Source organism: Pandoraea sp. E26, from assembly GCF_000681415.1.
Lineage (GTDB): Bacteria > Pseudomonadota > Gammaproteobacteria > Burkholderiales > Burkholderiaceae > Pandoraea > Pandoraea pnomenusa.
In genome coordinates this window covers 179,172-197,239 of the sequence record NZ_AYXJ01000019.1, presented here as the reverse complement: position 1 = coordinate 197,239, position 18,068 = coordinate 179,172, and the positions used below count along the sequence as shown (strand labels likewise).

14 protein-coding genes are annotated in these 18,068 nt (G+C 67.3%); 5 read left to right on the top strand and 9 right to left on the bottom strand.

The genetic code is table 11. The annotated features are described in order from the left end of the window. Nucleotides 1-834, top strand: an 834-nt coding sequence (locus W930_RS27520) for a LysR substrate-binding domain-containing protein (protein ID WP_036655932.1), incomplete at its 5' end; no start/stop codon positions are given. 11 nt (nt 835-845) lie between these two features. Here the strand turns inward: W930_RS27520 and W930_RS27515 are convergent. The 6 genes from W930_RS27515 to W930_RS27500 form a co-directional block, all read right to left on the bottom strand. After that, nucleotides 846-2,375, bottom strand: coding sequence for an MATE family efflux transporter (locus tag W930_RS27515; RefSeq protein ID WP_024788639.1), 1,530 nt, complete (start codon nt 2,373-2,375; stop codon nt 846-848). A 6-nt stretch (nt 2,376-2,381) separates the two neighbouring features. Then, a complete protein-coding gene (locus tag W930_RS30470) occupies nt 2,382-3,401 on the bottom strand; it encodes an alpha/beta hydrolase (protein ID WP_155252877.1) in 1,020 nt (339 codons plus the stop codon). Between the two features lie 227 nt (nt 3,402-3,628). After that, complete coding sequence (locus W930_RS27505; RefSeq protein ID WP_023872228.1) at nt 3,629-4,900, bottom strand: MFS transporter; 1,272 nt, start codon at nt 4,898-4,900, stop codon at nt 3,629-3,631. Beyond that, on the bottom strand, nt 4,897-6,120 hold the full coding sequence (locus W930_RS0114515) for an amidohydrolase family protein (protein ID WP_023872229.1): 1,224 nt from the start codon (nt 6,118-6,120) through the stop codon (nt 4,897-4,899). Before W930_RS0114515 ends, W930_RS27505 begins: the two co-directional genes overlap by 4 nt. After that, the gene (locus W930_RS0114510; protein WP_023594368.1) at nt 6,117-7,595 is read right to left on the bottom strand and encodes a sodium:solute symporter; all 1,479 of its coding nucleotides are present in this window, start codon (nt 7,593-7,595) and stop codon (nt 6,117-6,119) included. Before W930_RS0114510 ends, W930_RS0114515 begins: the two co-directional genes overlap by 4 nt. Further along, nucleotides 7,592-7,849 (bottom strand): DUF3311 domain-containing protein, encoded by a 258-nt coding sequence (locus W930_RS27500; RefSeq protein ID WP_023594367.1) that lies wholly within the window; start codon nt 7,847-7,849, stop codon nt 7,592-7,594. Before W930_RS27500 ends, W930_RS0114510 begins: the two co-directional genes overlap by 4 nt. A gap of 410 nt (nt 7,850-8,259) precedes the next feature. Here W930_RS27500 and W930_RS27495 point away from each other — a divergent pair, with 410 nt between their 5' ends. The 4 genes from W930_RS27495 to W930_RS27485 all read left to right on the top strand — a co-directional run bounded on the left by W930_RS27495 (nt 8,260) and on the right by W930_RS27485 (nt 14,712). Beyond that, the gene (locus W930_RS27495; RefSeq protein WP_024788638.1) at nt 8,260-9,084 is read left to right on the top strand and encodes a GntR family transcriptional regulator; all 825 of its coding nucleotides are present in this window, start codon (nt 8,260-8,262) and stop codon (nt 9,082-9,084) included. 295 nt (nt 9,085-9,379) lie between these two features. Beyond that, nucleotides 9,380-10,681 carry a UDP-N-acetylglucosamine 1-carboxyvinyltransferase gene (locus tag W930_RS0114495; protein ID WP_023594365.1) on the top strand — a complete coding sequence of 434 codons (1,302 nt, stop codon included), beginning with the start codon at nt 9,380-9,382 and terminating at the stop codon, nt 10,679-10,681. 411 nt (nt 10,682-11,092) lie between these two features. Next, on the top strand, nt 11,093-11,881 hold the full coding sequence (locus W930_RS27490; RefSeq protein ID WP_231107102.1) for a DNA-binding response regulator: 789 nt from the start codon (nt 11,093-11,095) through the stop codon (nt 11,879-11,881). Between the two features lie 116 nt (nt 11,882-11,997). Further along, the gene (locus tag W930_RS27485) at nt 11,998-14,712 is read left to right on the top strand and encodes an ATP-binding protein (RefSeq protein ID WP_072619151.1); all 2,715 of its coding nucleotides are present in this window, start codon (nt 11,998-12,000) and stop codon (nt 14,710-14,712) included. Between the two features lie 112 nt (nt 14,713-14,824). On the opposite strand, the gene W930_RS0114480 is transcribed toward W930_RS27485, so the two are convergent. The 3 genes from W930_RS0114480 to W930_RS0114470 form a co-directional block, all read right to left on the bottom strand. Then, nucleotides 14,825-16,165, bottom strand: a complete 1,341-nt coding sequence (locus W930_RS0114480; protein WP_023594362.1) for an MFS transporter — start codon at nt 16,163-16,165, stop codon at nt 14,825-14,827. Nucleotides 16,166-16,215: 50 nt separating this feature from the next. Continuing rightward, nucleotides 16,216-16,869: a DUF4286 family protein gene (locus tag W930_RS27480; RefSeq protein ID WP_023594361.1), complete on the bottom strand. Its 654-nt coding sequence runs from the start codon at nt 16,867-16,869 to the stop codon at nt 16,216-16,218. Nucleotides 16,870-17,067: 198 nt separating this feature from the next. Beyond that, the gene (locus W930_RS0114470; RefSeq protein WP_023872234.1) at nt 17,068-18,021 is read right to left on the bottom strand and encodes a LysR family transcriptional regulator; all 954 of its coding nucleotides are present in this window, start codon (nt 18,019-18,021) and stop codon (nt 17,068-17,070) included. Nucleotides 18,022-18,068 lie beyond the last annotated feature (47 nt).

The window sequence follows — 18,068 nt, the reverse complement described above, 5'->3', positions numbered from 1 at the left end:
TTCGCCCGCGCCGCCGAACGCCTCTTCGTCACCCACGGCGCAGTCAGCCGCCAAATCCGTTCCCTCGAAGTCGCCCTCGGCATCCCCCTCTTCGAACGACGCAACCGCGCCGTCTTCCTCACCCCCGCCGGCGAACGCCTCCACGCCACCACCCGGCAAATGTTCGATCAACTCGCCACCACCCTCTCCAACCTCCAACCCTCCCCCACCTCTCACACTCTCGTCGTCTCCTGCGAACCCACCCTCGCCATGCGCTGGCTCATCCCCCGCCTCGGCGCCTTCTCCCAACTCCACCCGGACATCGCCCTCCACCTGCATTCCGCCGGCGGACCACTCAACCTCGCCACCGCCGGCGTGGACATCGCCATCCGCCGCAATGACTTTTTCTGGAGTCACGCGCTGGTCGCCGAACCCCTGGCCGAGGAATGGATCGGCCCAGTCGGCCTGCCCGCCTCGTTCGCGTCACCTCATCCACCACAACTCAATACCCGCACCCGCCCCCTCGCCTGGCAAGACTGGCACCGCGCCATGCGCAACGCCAATCGACCCGCCCCACCCAGCCAACCCGGCGCTCCACCGTTCGAACACTTTTATCTGAGTTTGCAAGCCGCCGGCGCCGGTCTCGGCGCAGCGATCGGCTCGGTGTACATGGTGTGCGATGAACTGGAAGCCGGGCGCCTCGTCGCCCCCCACGGCTTCGTTCGTGATGGTTCGGCCTATGTCGCCCTGTCGCGTACGCCCCCGGCATCCCACCCGGCAAGCGCCGCGCTGGTGGAATGGCTACGCACGGAATTGGCCGCGTCAGCCGCCCGATGGACTGCCAACGCTCGCTGATGCCCCTCCTGTCAGGGACGCGTTTCGGTGGATTCGCCCGGCGCTTCGCTTGAATCGAAGGGACGGCGAGGATCGCCAGTCAGCGACTCGTCCGGCGAAGGCGACGCGACGGGCGCCGGCGATGGCCCCGCCGGGGCACTCACGGCATCCTTGACCGGCGCCACGGCCGGCCTCGCGCCACCGGGCAGCATCCGCATGCCCCGCCACCGGCCCCACTTGTAGTAAGCGAGCGCCATGACGAGCGAGACCGCGAAGCCCAGCGGGAAACTCCACCAGATCGCCTCCGCCCCCCAGTGTTTCTGCATCTGCCACGCAAACGGCAACCGGATGATCCACTGCGAGACGAACAGGATGACGAGCGGCGCCGCCACCGCGCCCGTCGCACGCACGACACCGAAAAGCACGATGGTCACGCCGAACAGCACGAACGACCACGCCACTACGGTGTTGATGTGCTGCGCAACGGAGATGGCATAGCCGTCGCCCGGCAGAAAGGCGTTGATGAACTGGCGATTGAACAGGAGGATGGCAATGACGAGCGCGCCGGTCATGACGAAGTTGAGACCCACGCCGACCCGGCCGATGCGCGAGACGCAATCCCACAACCCCGCCCCCACGTTCTGCGCGGTCATGGATGACACACCCGCACCGATGGCCAGCGCCGGCATCTGCACGTAGGTCCACAACTGGGAAGCAACACCGTACGCTGCCGTGGTCTGCGATCCGTACCCATTGACGAATCCCATCATGACCATGGCCGACGACGAGATCACAACCATCTGCAACCCCATCGGCAAGCCCTTGACGACGATGAGCCTGAGCAACCCCGGATCGATGCGAAGGTATTTCCAGTCCTTGCGCTGCAGCCACAAGGGATCGCGCCGGCGATAGAGGGTGTACAGGAGCGCCGCGAGACTCACGCTCTGCGCCACGAGGGTCGCGCCCGCCGAGCCCGCGATGCCGAATGGCGGGACCGGTCCCCACCCGAAGATGAACAACGGATTGAGCGCGACGTCGAGGCCGGCCGAAAGCAGCATGAACCGGAACGGCGTGCGCGCATCGCCCGCCCCCCGTAACGCCATCATGACGAAGTTGTAGAAGTACATGACCGGCAAGGCCACGAAGATGATGCGCAGGTAAGCGACGGCGAAGTCGCGCGCGTCGCCCGGCGTGCCGAGCATGTGCAGCAGTTCGGGCGTAAAGCAGTAGCCGATCAGGGCCACAGCCACGGAGACCAGTACGAAGAAGGTGGCGCTGGTGCCGACGATTCGCTGGGTGAGCTCGCGATTCTTGGCGCCGATGGACTGGCCGATGAGGATGGTATTGGCCATGCTGATGCCGAACACCACGCCCAGCAGGAAGAACAGCAGGATGTTGGCGTTCGACGCCGCGGTCAGCGCGGACTCGCCCAGGTAATGCCCGATCCACATGGCGTTGATCGACGCGTTGAGCGACTGCAGGACATTGCTGCCGAGCACGGGCAGCGAGAACCAGAACAGCGTCTTGCCGATGGGGCCGCGCGTCAGATCCCTTTCGGCCATGGTGCGCTATTTGGCGTCGAATTTCACGCCGGATGCCGGCGTGGGCACGGCGCATCGGTGCGCGCGCACATTGTCGAGAAAGCGCTGGATGATAGGCAGCACCTTGGCCTCGATGTCGCCATGACCGTATCCGAACCCGGCGAAGTTGAAATGCGTGGCGTTGTCGACGACAGCCTGCCAATGGCACCCCGGAGGAAGATCGGCGAAGGGCTCGGTGCGCGTCTGCCATTTGCCGTCGAGCGGCGCGTCGCGCGTGCCGGTGACGAGCAGCACGGGTTTGTGGACGTCGTGCCAGGCCCCCGCCGGAAAGATCGGCCCGCTGCCCTGGGGCGACAACGCGATGTAGCCGTCGAAGCGGTCGTCGCTGTCGAGCCCGAGCTTGGTCTTCGCCCCCGCCTCGATCATGACAGTGACGGCCCCCATGGAATGCCCCACCAGCACGGAGGGCCCCGCACGGCATTGCGTTCGCGCCCAATGCAGTGCTGCCCCGGTATCTTCGAACCGGTCGTCATACGCTTCGGGGTCCGTAGTGAGTGCGAGCAGGCCATCGCGCAATCCACCGTTTCGCACCCGCTCGCGCAAGGAGTCGCGCCCGCTTTCCTTGTGTGCCATGGTCACGGCGAGCCACCCGTATTGCGACAGGGCCCGGCCGAGCCACGCGAGCGCGTCGCGGTCGTCACCCGCCCCCGGGCTCAGCACGGCCACGCCGCTGCAGGCCGCCGGCGGACGGAAGACGTGGAGTTCGGCATAGGCGCCATCGCTGCGCAACACGCGCTGGTCGACGCCGGTGGAAGGGGATGCTTTGGCCGCCGGCGCCGCGCTGGCGGCAACGGGCGCCGAAGGCGCGGAAGCCGCGGCGGGTCGCACGACAGGATTGCCCGGTCGCCCGGGCAAGAGGGTGTCGGCAGCCGGAACGAGGGGGGAGAACGTGCCGAGTCCAAGCATCAATGCGGCCGCGCCGACGCTGCGGGCACCGACCGTGACGAGTGTCGTCCCGAACGATCGTCCCACGGTCCCGCGCGACATTCCGAGCATCCGTTCTCCCTTTGGCCTGGTCTCTGAAGATACGCAGCCAATCGGGCCCTGCGGACCGAGAGCACCGACCGGACCGGCAACGACGGTCTCGCGCCGAAGTCCCGCTGCGACATCACACGATGAGCCATCTTAGCGCGGATTGCGAAGGGATTCGCATGAATTTTGCATTGGCGAATCGTGTCTCGCGTGCGCAACGCATGAGCCCTCCGGCGCGCACGTCACGCGCGCTGATGACGCGCCTGTCGTCGATCACGCGCCAGGCGGAGGGCCGCCGCGTAGCCGGCCGGATCGAAGCGCCAGGTCAGCGCGATCAGCGTCATGTTGACGACGATGAGTCCGGCCCACGACGGCAGGAAGCTGCCCGTCGCGGCGAGCACGGCACCGGCCGCGAACGGCGCAATTGCCGCGATGCAAAAACCCACGCCCTGCATGAAGGCCGCAAGCGCGGCGGCGTGACGCGGCTGTGTGTGATGATCGAGGGCCAGCACGAGTCCCAGCGAGAAGGTCCCCCCCAGGCCGAAGCCAATGCCGCCGACCCATGCCCACGGGGCGAGGTCGGGCGCACAGGCCAGACCGGCGAGTCCGGCCAGGGTGGCCGCCAATGCCAGAGTGAGCCAGCGGCGGCGGTCGACGTTGCGGCGCGCGAGCCACGGCAGCATGAGGGCGGCCACGACCTGGCACGCGGTCAGGCCCGCGAGCAGGGCGCCGCTTCGCGTCGCGCTCATGCCATGCTGCTGGTAGAACGGCGGCAGCCAGGCCACCATGGTCGTGTAGGTGCAGTTGATGAGGCCGAAGTAGACGGCGAGCGTCCACGCCCGGTGGTTGCCCAACAGGTGCAACATGGACGGCGCTTCATCCGCAAACGACGTCGCGCGCTCGCCGACCGCTTCATTCGCGGGGCGCGATTCCACGGCAGTGGCGGTCTGCGCGCCGCCGGTGGCCATCGACGCAGCCAACGGCGCGCGCGACCACGCGAGCGCCGCCGCCAGCACGACCGGCAGCCACATGCCGAGTCCGATGCGCCAGTCGCCGGCCCCGGAGGCCGCCCAGGGACTGAGCGCCGCCCCGAGTCCCCCGCCCCCCATGAGCGCGGCGGAATACAAGCCCATCATCGCGCTCATGCGCGCGGCACCATAGTTCGCCTTGACCACGCCGGGCAGCAATGCCTGGACGATGGCAATGCCAATGCCCGACGCAAGCGCGGTGGCGATCATGGTCACGGTATCGTCGGCGACGAAGCGCACGCCACAGGCAAGCGCCAGCGCCGCCAGGCCGAGCAGCACGCCGCGACGCTCGCCGAAACGCCGCGTCAGCCCGCCGGCCGCGAACGCCCCCGCGCCCATGGCCAGCACGGGCAGCGACGTCAGCAACGCCGCCACCGGATAGGTCATGCCCGTGGCGGAGCGAATCTGCGGCAACAAGGGACTGATGGACGTGAGCGTCGGGCGCAGCGTGAGGCCCACCGCGACGATGGCCAGCCAGAGGGTCATACCGCAACGCCCTCGCTGACGACGACGCGTCCGTTGGCCACTACCCAGCGACGCGGCGCGCGCGTGACGATGGCTTGCGCCGCATTGACGGCGTCGACGAGTACCAGATCGGCTCGCGCGCCCACGTGCAGACCGTAGTCGTCGAACCAGCAGGTGCGCGCGCCCTGGTGCGTCACGCAATCGAGCGCCATCTCGAGCTCGTCGTCGCGTCGCAGGTTGTAACGCAATCCGATCATCATGGCGCGCTCGAGCATGTCGGGCACGCCATACGGTGTCCAGGTGTCGCGAATGCCGTCGTTGCCGCCCGCGAGCGGCACCCCGGCGCGACGGCACGCCATGAGCGGCGGCACGACGCGCGACGGTGGCGCCGTGGTGATCAGTGCCACACCGGCATCCGCCAGCCGGGCCAGCATGGCATCGGCCCGCGCCATATCCAGTTCCCCCAGACAAAACGCATGCGAGACCACCACCCTGCCCTGCATGCCAAGCGCCGCAATGCGCTCGAGCATCAGTTCGAATGTGAAGACGCCCATCTCGCCCGGTTCATGCAGGTGCATGTCGATGGGACATCCGTGTTTGTCCGCGAGCGCGAACATGGCGTCGAGCGAGGCTTTCGGATCGCGGTCGATGGCGCACGGATCGAGCCAGCCGAGCACGTCGGCGCCACGTGCAAGCGCCGCGTCGAGCAAGGCCACGGTGCCCTCGCGATCGAGCACGCCCGACTGCGGAAACGCCACGATCTGCATGTCGAGCGTGTCGGCCAGTGTCTCGCGCGTGGCGAGCACCCCTTCGAGATGGCGCAGACCGGCATCGGTGTCGATGTCGACGTGCGTGCGCAGGCGCGTGGTGCCGGCGGCGAGAAACGCGCGACCGAGCGCCAGCGATGCCGCGCCCGCGTCGTGGCCACTCTCGGCACGCCAGCGACGCTCGTTGTCGATCCGGTCGATGAGCCGCGAGCCGCATTCATTGACGTACCAGGGCATCCCCCACACGGTCTTGTCCAGATGCGTGTGCGACTCCACGAGCCCCGGCAGCAACAACGCGCCGCGCGCATCGATGCGCGTGACGCCATCTGCCGCCAGAGGCGAAGCCGACGGAGCCGACGGAGGCGACACCGGGGGTAGCGATGCCCCGATGGCCGCGATCCGTCCGTCCTCGACGCGCACGTCCACCGGCGTCCCGTCGAGCGCGCGTGCGTTGCGAATGTCCAGTATTGTCATGCCTTCCTCAGGTTGATTTCCCCGGCGACGTTGCGCGAACGCGTGAGCAGACTCACCGCCACGAACGTCACCCCGTTCACCGCCAGCGCCACCAGCCCCATGTTGATCGATGCGACCGTCGCCGAAGCGTTCGGCATCAGCGTGTGCAGGTTGACGTCGAAGCCGACCGCCGCGGCCAGCACGACAGCCCCGGCGCCAATGCCGGCGAATGCGCCGTACTTGTTGCCGAACGGACGCGGCAGCAGGCTTGCCACGAATGACGGGAACAGCTGCGTGAGCAGGCTCGACGCGAACAGCGCCAGCGCCACGAAGGTCGCGCCGCCGCGCAGCACGAAGAACACCGCAACCAGCCCGAACACCGGCAGCACGCGCTTGGCAAGCTTGCCGACCGCAGCTTCGCTCGCGTCGGGAGCGAAGCCGTCGCGATAGATGTTCTTGGCGATCAGCGTCGAGGCGTTGAGCAGGATCATCGAACCCGGCACGAGCGCGGTCAACACCCCCACGCCGCCGATCACACCCACGAACCACGGCGAGAACGTCTGCTTGACGATACGCAGCAGCGCCAGATCCGAGTCCGCGCCGGTGAGCCCCGGCACTTGCAGAATCGCGGCAAACCCGACGAAGAACATGAACGCAATGACCATCTGGTAGAGCGGCATCAAGATCGTGTTCTTGCGCACCGCATTTTCCGTCTTGGCCGCATACACCGAGGTGAACACGTACGGATACAGGTAGTAGCCGAGCGACGTCAGCAGAATCGTCGAGTTGTACCAGGACAGCGTGAGGCCACTCGTGGGCAGTTGCAGGAAGCCAGGTCGCGCGGCCTCGATGCGGTCGAACATCTCGCCGAATCCTCCGAAGTAGTGCAGCGGCAGATAAATGCCGAGGAACACCGCGATCGCGAGAATCAGAACGTCCTTGTAAATGGCAATGCTCGCGGAGCCGTGAATGCCCGAGACGGTGATGTAGAGCACCATCGCGATCGCACCACACCAGATCGCCACGGCAGGTGAGATGCTGCCATACGACGCCTCGGACACGATGATGCCCAGGCCACGCAGTTGAATGATCAGCAACGCACTCATGCCCAGCACGGCCACCACCGAGACAACCACACCGAGCGCACGCGAGCGGTACGCCGTGGCGAAGAAGTCGGAGAACGACACGCAATGGTGTCGCGTGGCATGACGCCACGCCGCCGGCAGCATCCAGTACCCCAGCAGATAGGCCAGCGCGCCGTAGGCCAGGATGTAGAACGCGGGCGGCCCCTTGCTGTAGGCCCATCCGCTCGCGCCGAGGAACGTGAACGTCGAGAACGCCTCGCCCGCCATCAACAGGAACACGAGCAGCGTTCCGAAGCCCCGGCCACCGACGGCCCACTGCTCCAGACTCATGGTGCGCCCGCGCCGCGCACGAATGCCCACGAACAGGGCGAAGGCAAGAAACGCCGCAATGACGGCCAGCGCGGCGTTCATGACGTCGCTCCGTCGCGCCTGGCACAAGCGTCGGGCGCCACACCGTCGCCCACCCCCGGATTCCGCCCGGCATCGCGCGATCCGTCGAAGCGGAACATCACGACCATGACGGCCGAGGTGAGCAGCAGCCAGACGATGTTCCACGTCATCAGGAACGGCAGCCCGGCGAGCCGGGTGCCCAGATGCTCGGCGAGCCAACCGCCGCTATAGAAGGCCGCGATGGGAAGCGCGGCCAGGCAATGTACAGGTTTCATGACGTCTCCAGACCCAACAGGAATCGAACGACCGCCGCAATGGCGTGTCCCGATGGCTTGCCCGCTTCGTGGCTGGCGAGTGACGACGGATTGCCACATCATCAACCAAACACCACAAAATGGTTAACCATTTTTGTTGACCATTATCGGCAACGAATTGCCGAAATGCAAGGTCGCGGTGTTGGAGTGCGGGTTTGCGATAGGGGGCCGAAGGCGCATGGCAGGGGCGCGGCGGCGCGCGCGACAACCGTACGCGGGCGGTGTCGGCACCGGTTGGCGCCCCGTCACGGGGGCGTCGGCACGGGATCGCCGTCCTGGGGCGGTGGCGCGAGCGTGGGGACAGGTACAATTCGCCGACACCGACGCGAAGCGCGTCGTCCCCATGCCCTCGCGGATGAAGGAGAAGAGGCTTGAGCCGCAATGCAGCACCGGCGTCGCCACGCGACGCGTCCCCTGGTGAGTCCCGAGGTGCATCGCACGTCGATGCGCCGCCCGCTGCTGCCGACGATCCCGCATCGAAGCTCGAAGGCGCGTCGGCGGGTACGGGGCAGCCCATCGAGGCGCGCGTCTATCAGGCCATCTCGCAGGCCTTGCTCTCCGGCAAGCTGCGGCCCGGCATGCCGCTGCGCGAGCGCAACCTGGCACAGGCTTTCGATTGCACGCGCGGCGCGGTGCGCAAGGTGCTCGCGCGGCTCGGCTTCGAGGGCAAGCTGGTGCTCGAACCCAATCGCGGTGCGTTCGTTCCGCAGCCGTCGCTCGACGACATCCGCCAGACCTATCGCGCCCGCCGCGTGCTCGAAACCGGCGTGATCGCGAGTATCTGCACGCGACTGAGCGCCGGCCAGCTGGCCGAACTCGACGCGCATGTGGCCACCGAGGCCCGCTCGCATGCCGACGGCACGCACGAGCGCTCGATACGCCTTGCGGGCGAGTTTCATCTGAAGTTGATCGGTATGGCCGACAGCGCCGAACTCGATGTCTTCGCGCGCCAGCTCGTGGCGAAAACGGAGCTTTACAAGGCGCTGTACGACCCGGCGGAGTTCATCCACTGCGCGCCCACGGAGCACGCACAACTGGTGGACCAGTTGCGCAATGGCGAGACCGAGGCCGCGATCGCCCTCGCGACCGCTCACCTCGACGAGCTCGAGGCCCGCGTGCTCACGCGCGCGGCAGCGGCGGAGACGCCCGACTTCCGCGCGATTTTCGCCGAAGCCTTCGCCGACGCGGCCCGCTGAGGCCGACGGCGGTCCACCGGGACCTGCCAAGCCGGCAGCGTCGGGCCGGATCGCCGGGATCGGCCCAATCGTCCCAATCCGCCCAATCGGGCGAACTGGCCGAACTGGGGGAATCTGGACGAGATGGCATCGTCCGTCGCGCGTCAAGCCGCGCGGCAATCCCACCACGGACGAGGGGGTTCGCGTGGCGCACACCCTTCAATGGGGGTATATTGCGCCTGTTTGCGACAGGCCTCAGGCCCGCCATTTCCTCCCCCCGCACGATGCACGAAGGCAAGAAGCCCGAAGGAAGCCCATGTCCCATCTGGTAGTCCACGGCGGCCAGCCGCTACGCGGCCGCATTACCCCCTCAGCCAACAAGAACGCCGTTCTCCCGGTACTTTGCGCCACCCTGCTCACCGATCAGCCGGTTCGCCTCATCGGCGTGCCGGAGATCACCGACGTGCGCAAGATCCTCGACATCTTTCGTCAGCTGGGCAGCGACGTGAATGTCGATTTCGACGCGGGCACGCTCGACGTCCACCACAAGCACACCCGGTTCGACCCGCGCACCGACCATCTGCCGGAAGAGATGCGCTCGTCGATCATGCTCGTGCCGCCGCTGCTCGCGCGCTTCGGCGTGGCGCGCATCGAGGACAACATCAAGGGCTGCACGCTCGGCGTGCGCGAGATCGATCCGCATATCGAAGTGCTGCGCCACTTCGGCGGCCGCGTGGAGCGCACCGAAGGCTCGCTGCTCATCCATGCGGACGAGGCGCGCCCGGCCATCCATCACTGGCTCGACTATGCGTCGGTGACCACCACCGAGAACTTCGTGCTGTGCGCGGCCACCGCCAACGGCCGCTCGCAGTTGAACAACGCGGCGTCCGAGCCGCACGTACAGGAATTCTGCCGTTTCATGCAGATGCTGGGCGTGCCCATCGAAGGCGTGGGAACGTCCCAACTCGCCATCGAAGGCGTGGAGCGCTTCGGCGGCGGCGAATTCCGTTTCGCCGAGGACTTCCACGAGATCACCACGTTCCTGGCGCTCGGCGCCATCACCGGCGGCGAGATCACGGTCAAGAACACGGCGCCCGAACAGTTTCCGCTCATCGACCGTACGTTTGCGAAGTTCGGCATCAAGGTCGAACATCGCGACGGCTGGTCCACGGCAACCGCCCAGGGCAAGCTGAAGGTACAAACGCCGTTCACGCAGAACATTCTGACAAAGGTCGAAGCCGCGCCCTGGCCGTATTTCCCGGTCGACCTGTTGCCTATCTTCATCGCGCTGGGCGTCAAGGCCGAAGGCAGCGCCATGTTCTGGAACAAGGTGTACGACGGTGCGATGGGCTGGTCGACGGAACTCTCGAAGTTCGGCGCGCACGTGTTCCAGTCGGACCCGCATCGCCTGATCACTTTCGGCGGGGTACCGCTTTCGCCCGCCGTGGTGGAGAGCCCGTACATCATCCGCGTGGCGATTGCGTTGCTGATGGTCGCGGCAAGCATCGACGGGCATTCGACGATCAAGAACGCCGATCCGATCCGCCGTGCGCATCCGCGCTTCGTGGAAAACCTTTGCTCCGTCGGCGCCGACGTCGTGTGGACACCCACGGAATGAGCGCCGGGCCCACCGGCCTCCCCCGCGGGGGGGCCGGGCCCGCCGCGTAGGCTTTGCCGCCGGCGGACAACCCCCCGATCGCCCGCACGCCGGTCCTCGCTCCGACGAACCCGACGCCCGACAATACCCGAGCGCTTCCCGCCTGAAATCCCCGTACCTTTGCCCGACGGCACGTGTCGTTTGCGCGACGGAAAAATATTTCTCGCGGGTCGGATTTCGCGCGCAACCGCCGCGGCGCAACGCGGCGAATGTGAAAGAATGGCGACCATCATGAGCGATCGTCCCCAGCCTCCGCAGCCGCCTGTCAGACCCGCCGCACGTCAGGCGGGCGACGCCTGGCCCGCCTCGCCGCACGCCCGTCAGCTCTCGGGCGTGCGGGTGCTCGTCGTCGACGACAATCAGGACGACCGCATGCTCCTCATGGACTTTCTCAGCCAGCAGGGATGCCGCGTCTACATTGCGCAGGATGGCCGCGACGGCTACACGAAGGCACGCACGGTGCAACCCGACCTGATCCTGATGGACATCCGCATGCCCGTCTGCGATGGCCTGGGGGCGTGCCGTCTGCTCAAGGCCGACCCGGGCACGCGTCACATCCCGCTGATCTTCCTGACGGCGGCGGCCCTGCCCGGCGAGCGCGTGGCCGGGCTCTCGGCCGGCGCCGTCGACTATGTGACCAAACCGTACGATTTCGAAGAAGTCCGGCTGCGTCTTTCGATCCATCTGAAGGCGGGTGCACCCGCGCCCTTGCCCGGCTCGACCACAGAGGCGGGCAAGGCGCCGCCGCTGCCCGTACAGGCGCACACGCTCGACGCCGTGCTCTTTCGCGCCACGCGAGCGCTGCTGCTCGACAGGCTCGAACTCACGCCCGAACTGGCCGGGCTCGCGAGCGCCGTAGGCACTAACACGCGTCGCCTGAACCTGGCGTTTCGCCGGTGTGTCGGCGTGACGGTATTCGACTTTCTGCGAGAGGAACGCATGAAGGAAGCGCGACGCCTGCTCTCCGAGACGTCGCTCGACGTCCAGGACATCGCCGGCGCCGTCGGCTTCGCCAGCGCCGCAAACTTCGCCACGGCGTTTCGCGAACGCTTCGGCATGCCGCCGAGCGGTTTTCGCGAGCTCGGGGCGTCGGGCGCACTTAGGGGCATGCCGCAGAATCCCCCGGTAACGGACGTACCGGGAACGTCCACCACGCCATGACGGCGGCGTCATCGCGCGTACGCGTCGGCGCACGACGACGGAGCGCCGCCTTACCGCTCGTACCGCTCGTACCGCTCGTACGGCTCGTACGGCTCATCCAGCCCGTGATCCACGGCATGGCGAACATCACGGGCTGGATCCTGCTGGTCGTGCTGCTCGCCGGCGCGGGCATCGCCCCCGCGGCGTCCGCTGCATCCGCCGCATCCGCAGCATCCGCGAATGCGGCGACGGCGTCGTTCATCGACATCGACGGCGCGCCGTCGCCGCTCAGGCTCGACACGCGGCTGCGCATTCTCGAGGACACGTCCGCGCGTCTCACGCCGTCGCAAGCGCTCGTCGCCCCCGGATGGCGTGACGTTGCGCCGCGCATGCTCAATCCCGGCTACAGCAGCGCCGCGTTCTGGCTCGCGGGTCACTTCGAGAACCTCGGCAAGGCGCCCGTCACCCGCTGGCTGAGCGTGGGCATCGTGCGCCTCGAAGACGTGCGCTTCTACGCGATGCCGTTCGGCAGCACGCAGCCGACCGTGACGTGGCGTGCCGGTCACACCGTCCCGCTCGACCGGCATCCGGTCACCTCGGAAACCTCGGTTTTCCCGATCACGCTGGCGCCCGGCGAGCGCATGACCTTCCTCGTGCGCGTGCAGTCCCGGTCGTCGGTCAGCATCGTGCCCGAGCTCTGGCGTCCCGACGACTTCCGCCTGGAGGAGTCGCACAACGCGATGGTCGCCATGCTGCTTGCCGGGTCGATGCTCTCGATCGCGTTGTACGCCATGGTGCTCGGCGTGGCGCGTCGCGACACGGTGTTCGTGCTGCTCGCGCTCATCACCGTCACCCAGGTCGCGCAGGACATGGCGTTTCAGGGCTTTCTTTACCGGTACCTGCTCACGCAGGGTGGGGAATTCGTGGTGCGGGCGCCGAGCTTCTTCTCCACGCTCACCGCGGGCTTCTTCAGCGCGATGCTCATGATCTTCGCCGGCCTGCGACGCATCGCGATCTGGCGCTGGACCTACCGCGCGATGATCGCGTGCATGGCCGTCATGGCGCTCTGGGTCGCTTTCGGCGATCACCGCGCGGCTGCACTCACGCACCTGCGTCTGCTCACCGCATTCAATGCCATCTGGGTGGTGTCGCTCATCGACGGCTGGCGGCGCGGCAACGCCAACGCGCGGTTGTCGCTGCTCTCATTCTCGCCGGGATGCGCCGTGCTGTTCTGGCGACTGGCCATCATCTACGGCGTGCTGCCCGAGGATTGGTTGGCCAATACCGCAATGGCCTGGAGCACGAATGTCTCCGTGCTGCTCATGCTCACGATCATCGTGGCCGGCCGCTCGCGCGAGCTCGTGCGCGAGCAGCGTGCCGCGCAGCATGAAGTGCTGCAAACGCGCCGCGAGGAGCAAGTCAGGCTGGCCAACGCCGTCGACATGCGCACGCGCGAATTGCAGGCCGCGCTCATCGCGGCCGATGAAGCGAACAGCGCGAAGAGCGACTTCCTCGCGCGCATCAGCCACGACCTGCGCACACCGCTGACCTCCATCATCGGCTTCGCCGATCTGGTGCAGGCCGGCGGCCGCGAAGACGCCGACCGGGGCCGCATCATCCGACGCAGCGCGCATCACATGCTCGCCATGGTCAACGACCTGATCGAATACGCCGGCGGCGGCGCGGCCGACGCGCTGCACGTCGCCCCCGTCTACACGCATGCCTTCGTCGACGCCATGGCGCACGAAGGCATGAGCCTGGCGCGCAAGCATGACAACACGTTCGTGCTCGACGTGCGCGCACCGCTGCCGCCACTGCTCGAATTCGACGCCAAGCGGGTGCGCCAGGTCCTTGGCAATTTGCTCGACAATGCCGCGAAGTACACGTCGAACGGCACGATCACGCTTTCGCTGCACGCCACTGCGGACGCATCGCGAGCAGACCTCGTGCACGTGCGCTTCGCGGTGGAGGACTCCGGCTGCGGTATTGCGAGCGACGATCTGCCTCGCGTATTCGAGCCATTCGCGCGGCTCGACCGGGCAAGACGCGTGCCGGGCGTGGGTCTCGGCCTGGCCATCGTGCAGCAATGGGTCGAGCGCATGGACGGCACGATCTCCATCGACAGCGCGCCCGACGAGGGCACGCGCGTGGCGTTCACACTGGCGTTGCGCATCGCGCGCGAAACGGATCTCGTGTCGTATTCGTTCCCGGGCATGCCCCATGCGCTGCCCGCGCTCGACGGCAGCGGCTATCGCATCTGGCTCGCGGAGGACTCGCCGGACATCCGGCAGTTCCTGCACGATGAACTGGCGAGCCTGGGCTTCACCGTTCGCACGTTCGGCGACGGCGTCGCGCTCATCGCGGCGCTGGGCGACCCGAAAGCGTCGGCGCCGGATCTCGTGCTTACCGACCACATGATGCCCAACGCCGACGGACTCGCCGTCGCCCGTGCCACCCGGCGTCGCTGGCCCGGCGTGCCGGTACTCGCCGTCTCGGCCTCGCCCCAGGCAGTGGAAGCGAGCGGCTACGACGCGTGCCTGCTCAAGCCCATCGAGCTGGCCGATCTGCGCAATACGCTCGCGCGGCTGCTCGATCTGCAGCGCGACGAATCGCCGAGCGCGTCGAACGCCGACGCCCCGGGCGACCTGCCGCGCATACTGCCGTCCCGGGAACATCTGACGCAGGCGCGGCAACTGATTGCGATGGGTGCGATCACCGATCTGATGGACTGGGCGCGCGAGCTTAGCGATCAGGCGCCCCAGTTCGACGCCTTCGCCCGGCACGTCCACCAACTCGCGCAACGCGGCGATCTGGCCGGGCTCGCCGCATTGTGCGAAACACCCGCCGGCTAACCCGGCGTCGTCCGACACCATTCGACACTGCCCGGCACCGCTTCGCGCACGGCAAACGACAACGGCACGCCCGTGGGCGTGCCGTCGCGTCATGCCGGGACGTCGGTGTCCGTCAGTCCCTGAGGGGCTTGTGCGCGGTCTCGCGCGCCGCGAACAGCGCCACGGCCGTGACGGCGAGCGCCGCCGTGACATACAACGATACCGAAACCGTGGTGCCGTATTCCTTGTACAGGCTCACGATGATGAGCGGCGCGAACCCGCCGCCCAGAATCCCCGCCAGCGTATAGGCCAGCGAAGCGCCCGCGTAGCGCACGCGGGTCGGAAACTGCTCGGTAACGAACGCTGCCTGAGGACCGTACATGATCGCGTGGATCACCAGGCCGATGACGACCGACAGCACGATGAGCGCCGGATGGGACGTATCGAGCAATACGAAGAAGCCGTAGGCCCAGATCATCGCGCACAACACGCCGAAGCCGTATACCGGACGGCGGCCGAGCTTGTCCGAGAGCGCACCGAACAGTGGCACCGTGAGCGCGTTGCACGCGGTGCCGACGAGCACGGCCGTGAGCGCGAGCGGGCGCGACAGATGCAGCGTGCCGGTCACGTAAGTGAGCGTGAAGACGACCATCAGCGCGTAAAGCACGTCCGAGCCGATGCGCGAGCCACCGGCCACGAGCAGATTGCGCCAGTGCGAGCGGAAAACGTCGGCGATCGGCATTTCGGCCTTGCGCTCCGAATGCTGGATCTGTTCGAACATCGGCGTTTCTTCCACGCCGCGACGCACCCACAAACCGAACCCCACCAGCACCAGGCTCAGCAGGAACGGCACGCGCCATCCCCACGAGAGGAAGTCGTCGGGCGAAATCGCGAGCGTGATCAGCGCGATGAGGCCCGTCGCAAGCAACGTGCCGAACGACGGTCCGACCTGCGTCCACGAGGCGTTCAATCCCCGCTTGCGCTGATCGCCGTGCTCGACCGAAAGCAGCACCGCCCCCGCCCATTCGCCACCGAGCGCGACCCCTTGCACGAAGCGCAGCGCCACGAGGAGCACCGGGCTCCAGATGCCGATCGAGGCGTACGTGGGCAACAACCCCATGAGCCCCGTGGTCAGGCCCATCACCACAAGCGTGAGCACCAGGACGGCACGGCGGCCGATCTTGTCCCCGAGGTTGCCGAACACGAACCCGCCGAGCGGACGCGAAACATAGCCCACGGCGTACGTCGACAGTGCCAGGATCGTACCGGCGAGCGGATCGACCGACGGGAAGAAAAGATGGTTGAACACGAGCGCGGCGAGCGTGTTGTAGACGGTGAAGTCGTACCATTCCAGCGTGGTGCCCACCATGCTGGCCGTCGCCAGGCGCCCCTTGTTGGCGCGGCCGGCGCGCGCGGCGTCGTGTGTCCCGGCCGACGCTTGCGCGGCTTCGCGGGTATTCGAATAAGTCGTCATGGATGTCTCCAGTGGGTCCGCGGGATCGCTCGCGGAAAGGCGGCGGGGCGTCAGTCGTCGTTGGCGCCAAGGCGCCAGAGCATGGCAAACCGGGTCACCTCGCCAGCCGGCACGCCATGGGCGGCGGCCAGCGTCTCGGCGACGGTTCGCACGGTGTCGGGGTCGGTGCCTTCGATCAGCACCACGGCGTCGGCCGGGGGCGGCGGCGCGTCCTTGGCCGTGAGGGAGACGGACAACGCCGGCACGGTGACCTGCAAGGTGGCCCGCACGATGCCGTCGGCTTGCGCCAGTTCGGCGAGCTGGGCATCCAGTCGCGGCCGGGCCTGCGCCACGACGGCCTGGGTCAGGACAAAGGCGGCCAGCATGCCGCCCTGCCCTTCGCCTGCCTCGACATCGAGCGTACCGACACGGCGCTGCGTGCCCTGCATGCGTGCAAAGTTGCGCAGCGACCATTCCGTCTGGTTCTGGAATGCCCGGGCATAGGCCTCGCTGGTGAACACGGAGGCGTCCTGCGTGCAGTAGAGCGCCAGATACGGGCGGGCGGTTTCATGCACGGCCTTGAAGCGACGGGCGAAGCGGAAGCCCGGAATCGCCACGCGCTCCTGCATGTGCTCGCGGTCGTACCAGCGGTTGAAGTCGGCTTCGAAGGCCGGGTCGATATTCGTCCAGATGCAGAGTTGGGCGCGCGGTGCAGTCACAGTCATGAGGCAATCCATCGTTTCGACAATCGGGGGAGATCGACCCCGGCGCGCGCCGCGTGGCAAGCGGCGATGCGCAGGGGCCGACCGTCTTGCCGAGTGTGCAAAACGAGGGAAATGGCGTCCAACAAGAAATCAAATTCGCCGCGACAGCAAATTCTTATGACCCGCGCCCGCCGTCGGCGGCGCGGTGCCTGGCGGAGGTCAGGCCTCGCCCGCGCCCCAGGTAGGCGCCGTCATGGCGGCGGCGGGCGGAATCGCGATGTCCGGCCCCATGTTCAGCGCGAACTCGCTGGCAGTGCGCTGCGCGAGGCGTGCCACGTTCTCCGCGAGCAGCGCCCCGGTACGGAACGAGCCCACGAGCGACAGGCTGGGGAAATTGGCGTTCACGCGCAGCAGGTGCAGGCTGTGTTCGCCCAGCTCGCGCTGAATGATGGCCGGAGGCAGCATCGCCACCCCGAAGCCGTCTGCCACGAGCCGGATGATGGCCGCCACGGAGGTCATGCAGTTCACGCGCACCGGACGTTCGGCCGCCACCGAGAACATGCGCTCGAGCGTCTTGTGCGGGCCGGAATTGCGGGAAAAGCTCACCAGCGGATATGCCGCGAGATCCGACACGTCCAGCGTCTCGCCTTCGAGCCCGAGCTTCGGGCTGGCCACCCAGCGCATCCGGAATTCCGCCAGCGCGAGGTTCTCGATGCCCGTGCCATGCTGGACATCGGTCTGCAGCACGAGATCGAGCGTGCCGGCTTCGAGCTGCTTGCACAGATTGATCGTCGTCTCGCTGGTGACCTCGATCTCGAGTTGCGGATACTCGCGATGGATGCGCGCGGCCAGGTCCGGAAACCAACTGTGCACGATCGATTCGACCACGCCGATCTTGAGCACGCCCGGCGGCATGTCGGGATCGCTCAGCTCGCGCTTCATCTCCTGACCGAGCATGACGATGCGCTCGGCATAGGCCAGTGCCTTCTGCCCGGCGGCGGTGAGCGTGACCTCACGCGCGCTGCGATCGAACAGACGCACACCGAAACTCTGCTCGAGTGACGCGATCCGACTCGACACCCCCGCCTGCGTCGTATGCAGGCGCTCCGCGGTGAGTCGGAAATTGCGCAGCTTGGCGAGCCAGACGAAGGTTTCGAGAAAACGCAGATTCATGCGCCCATTTTAGCGGGAACGCATGCGCGATCCGCGAGAATCGGCCC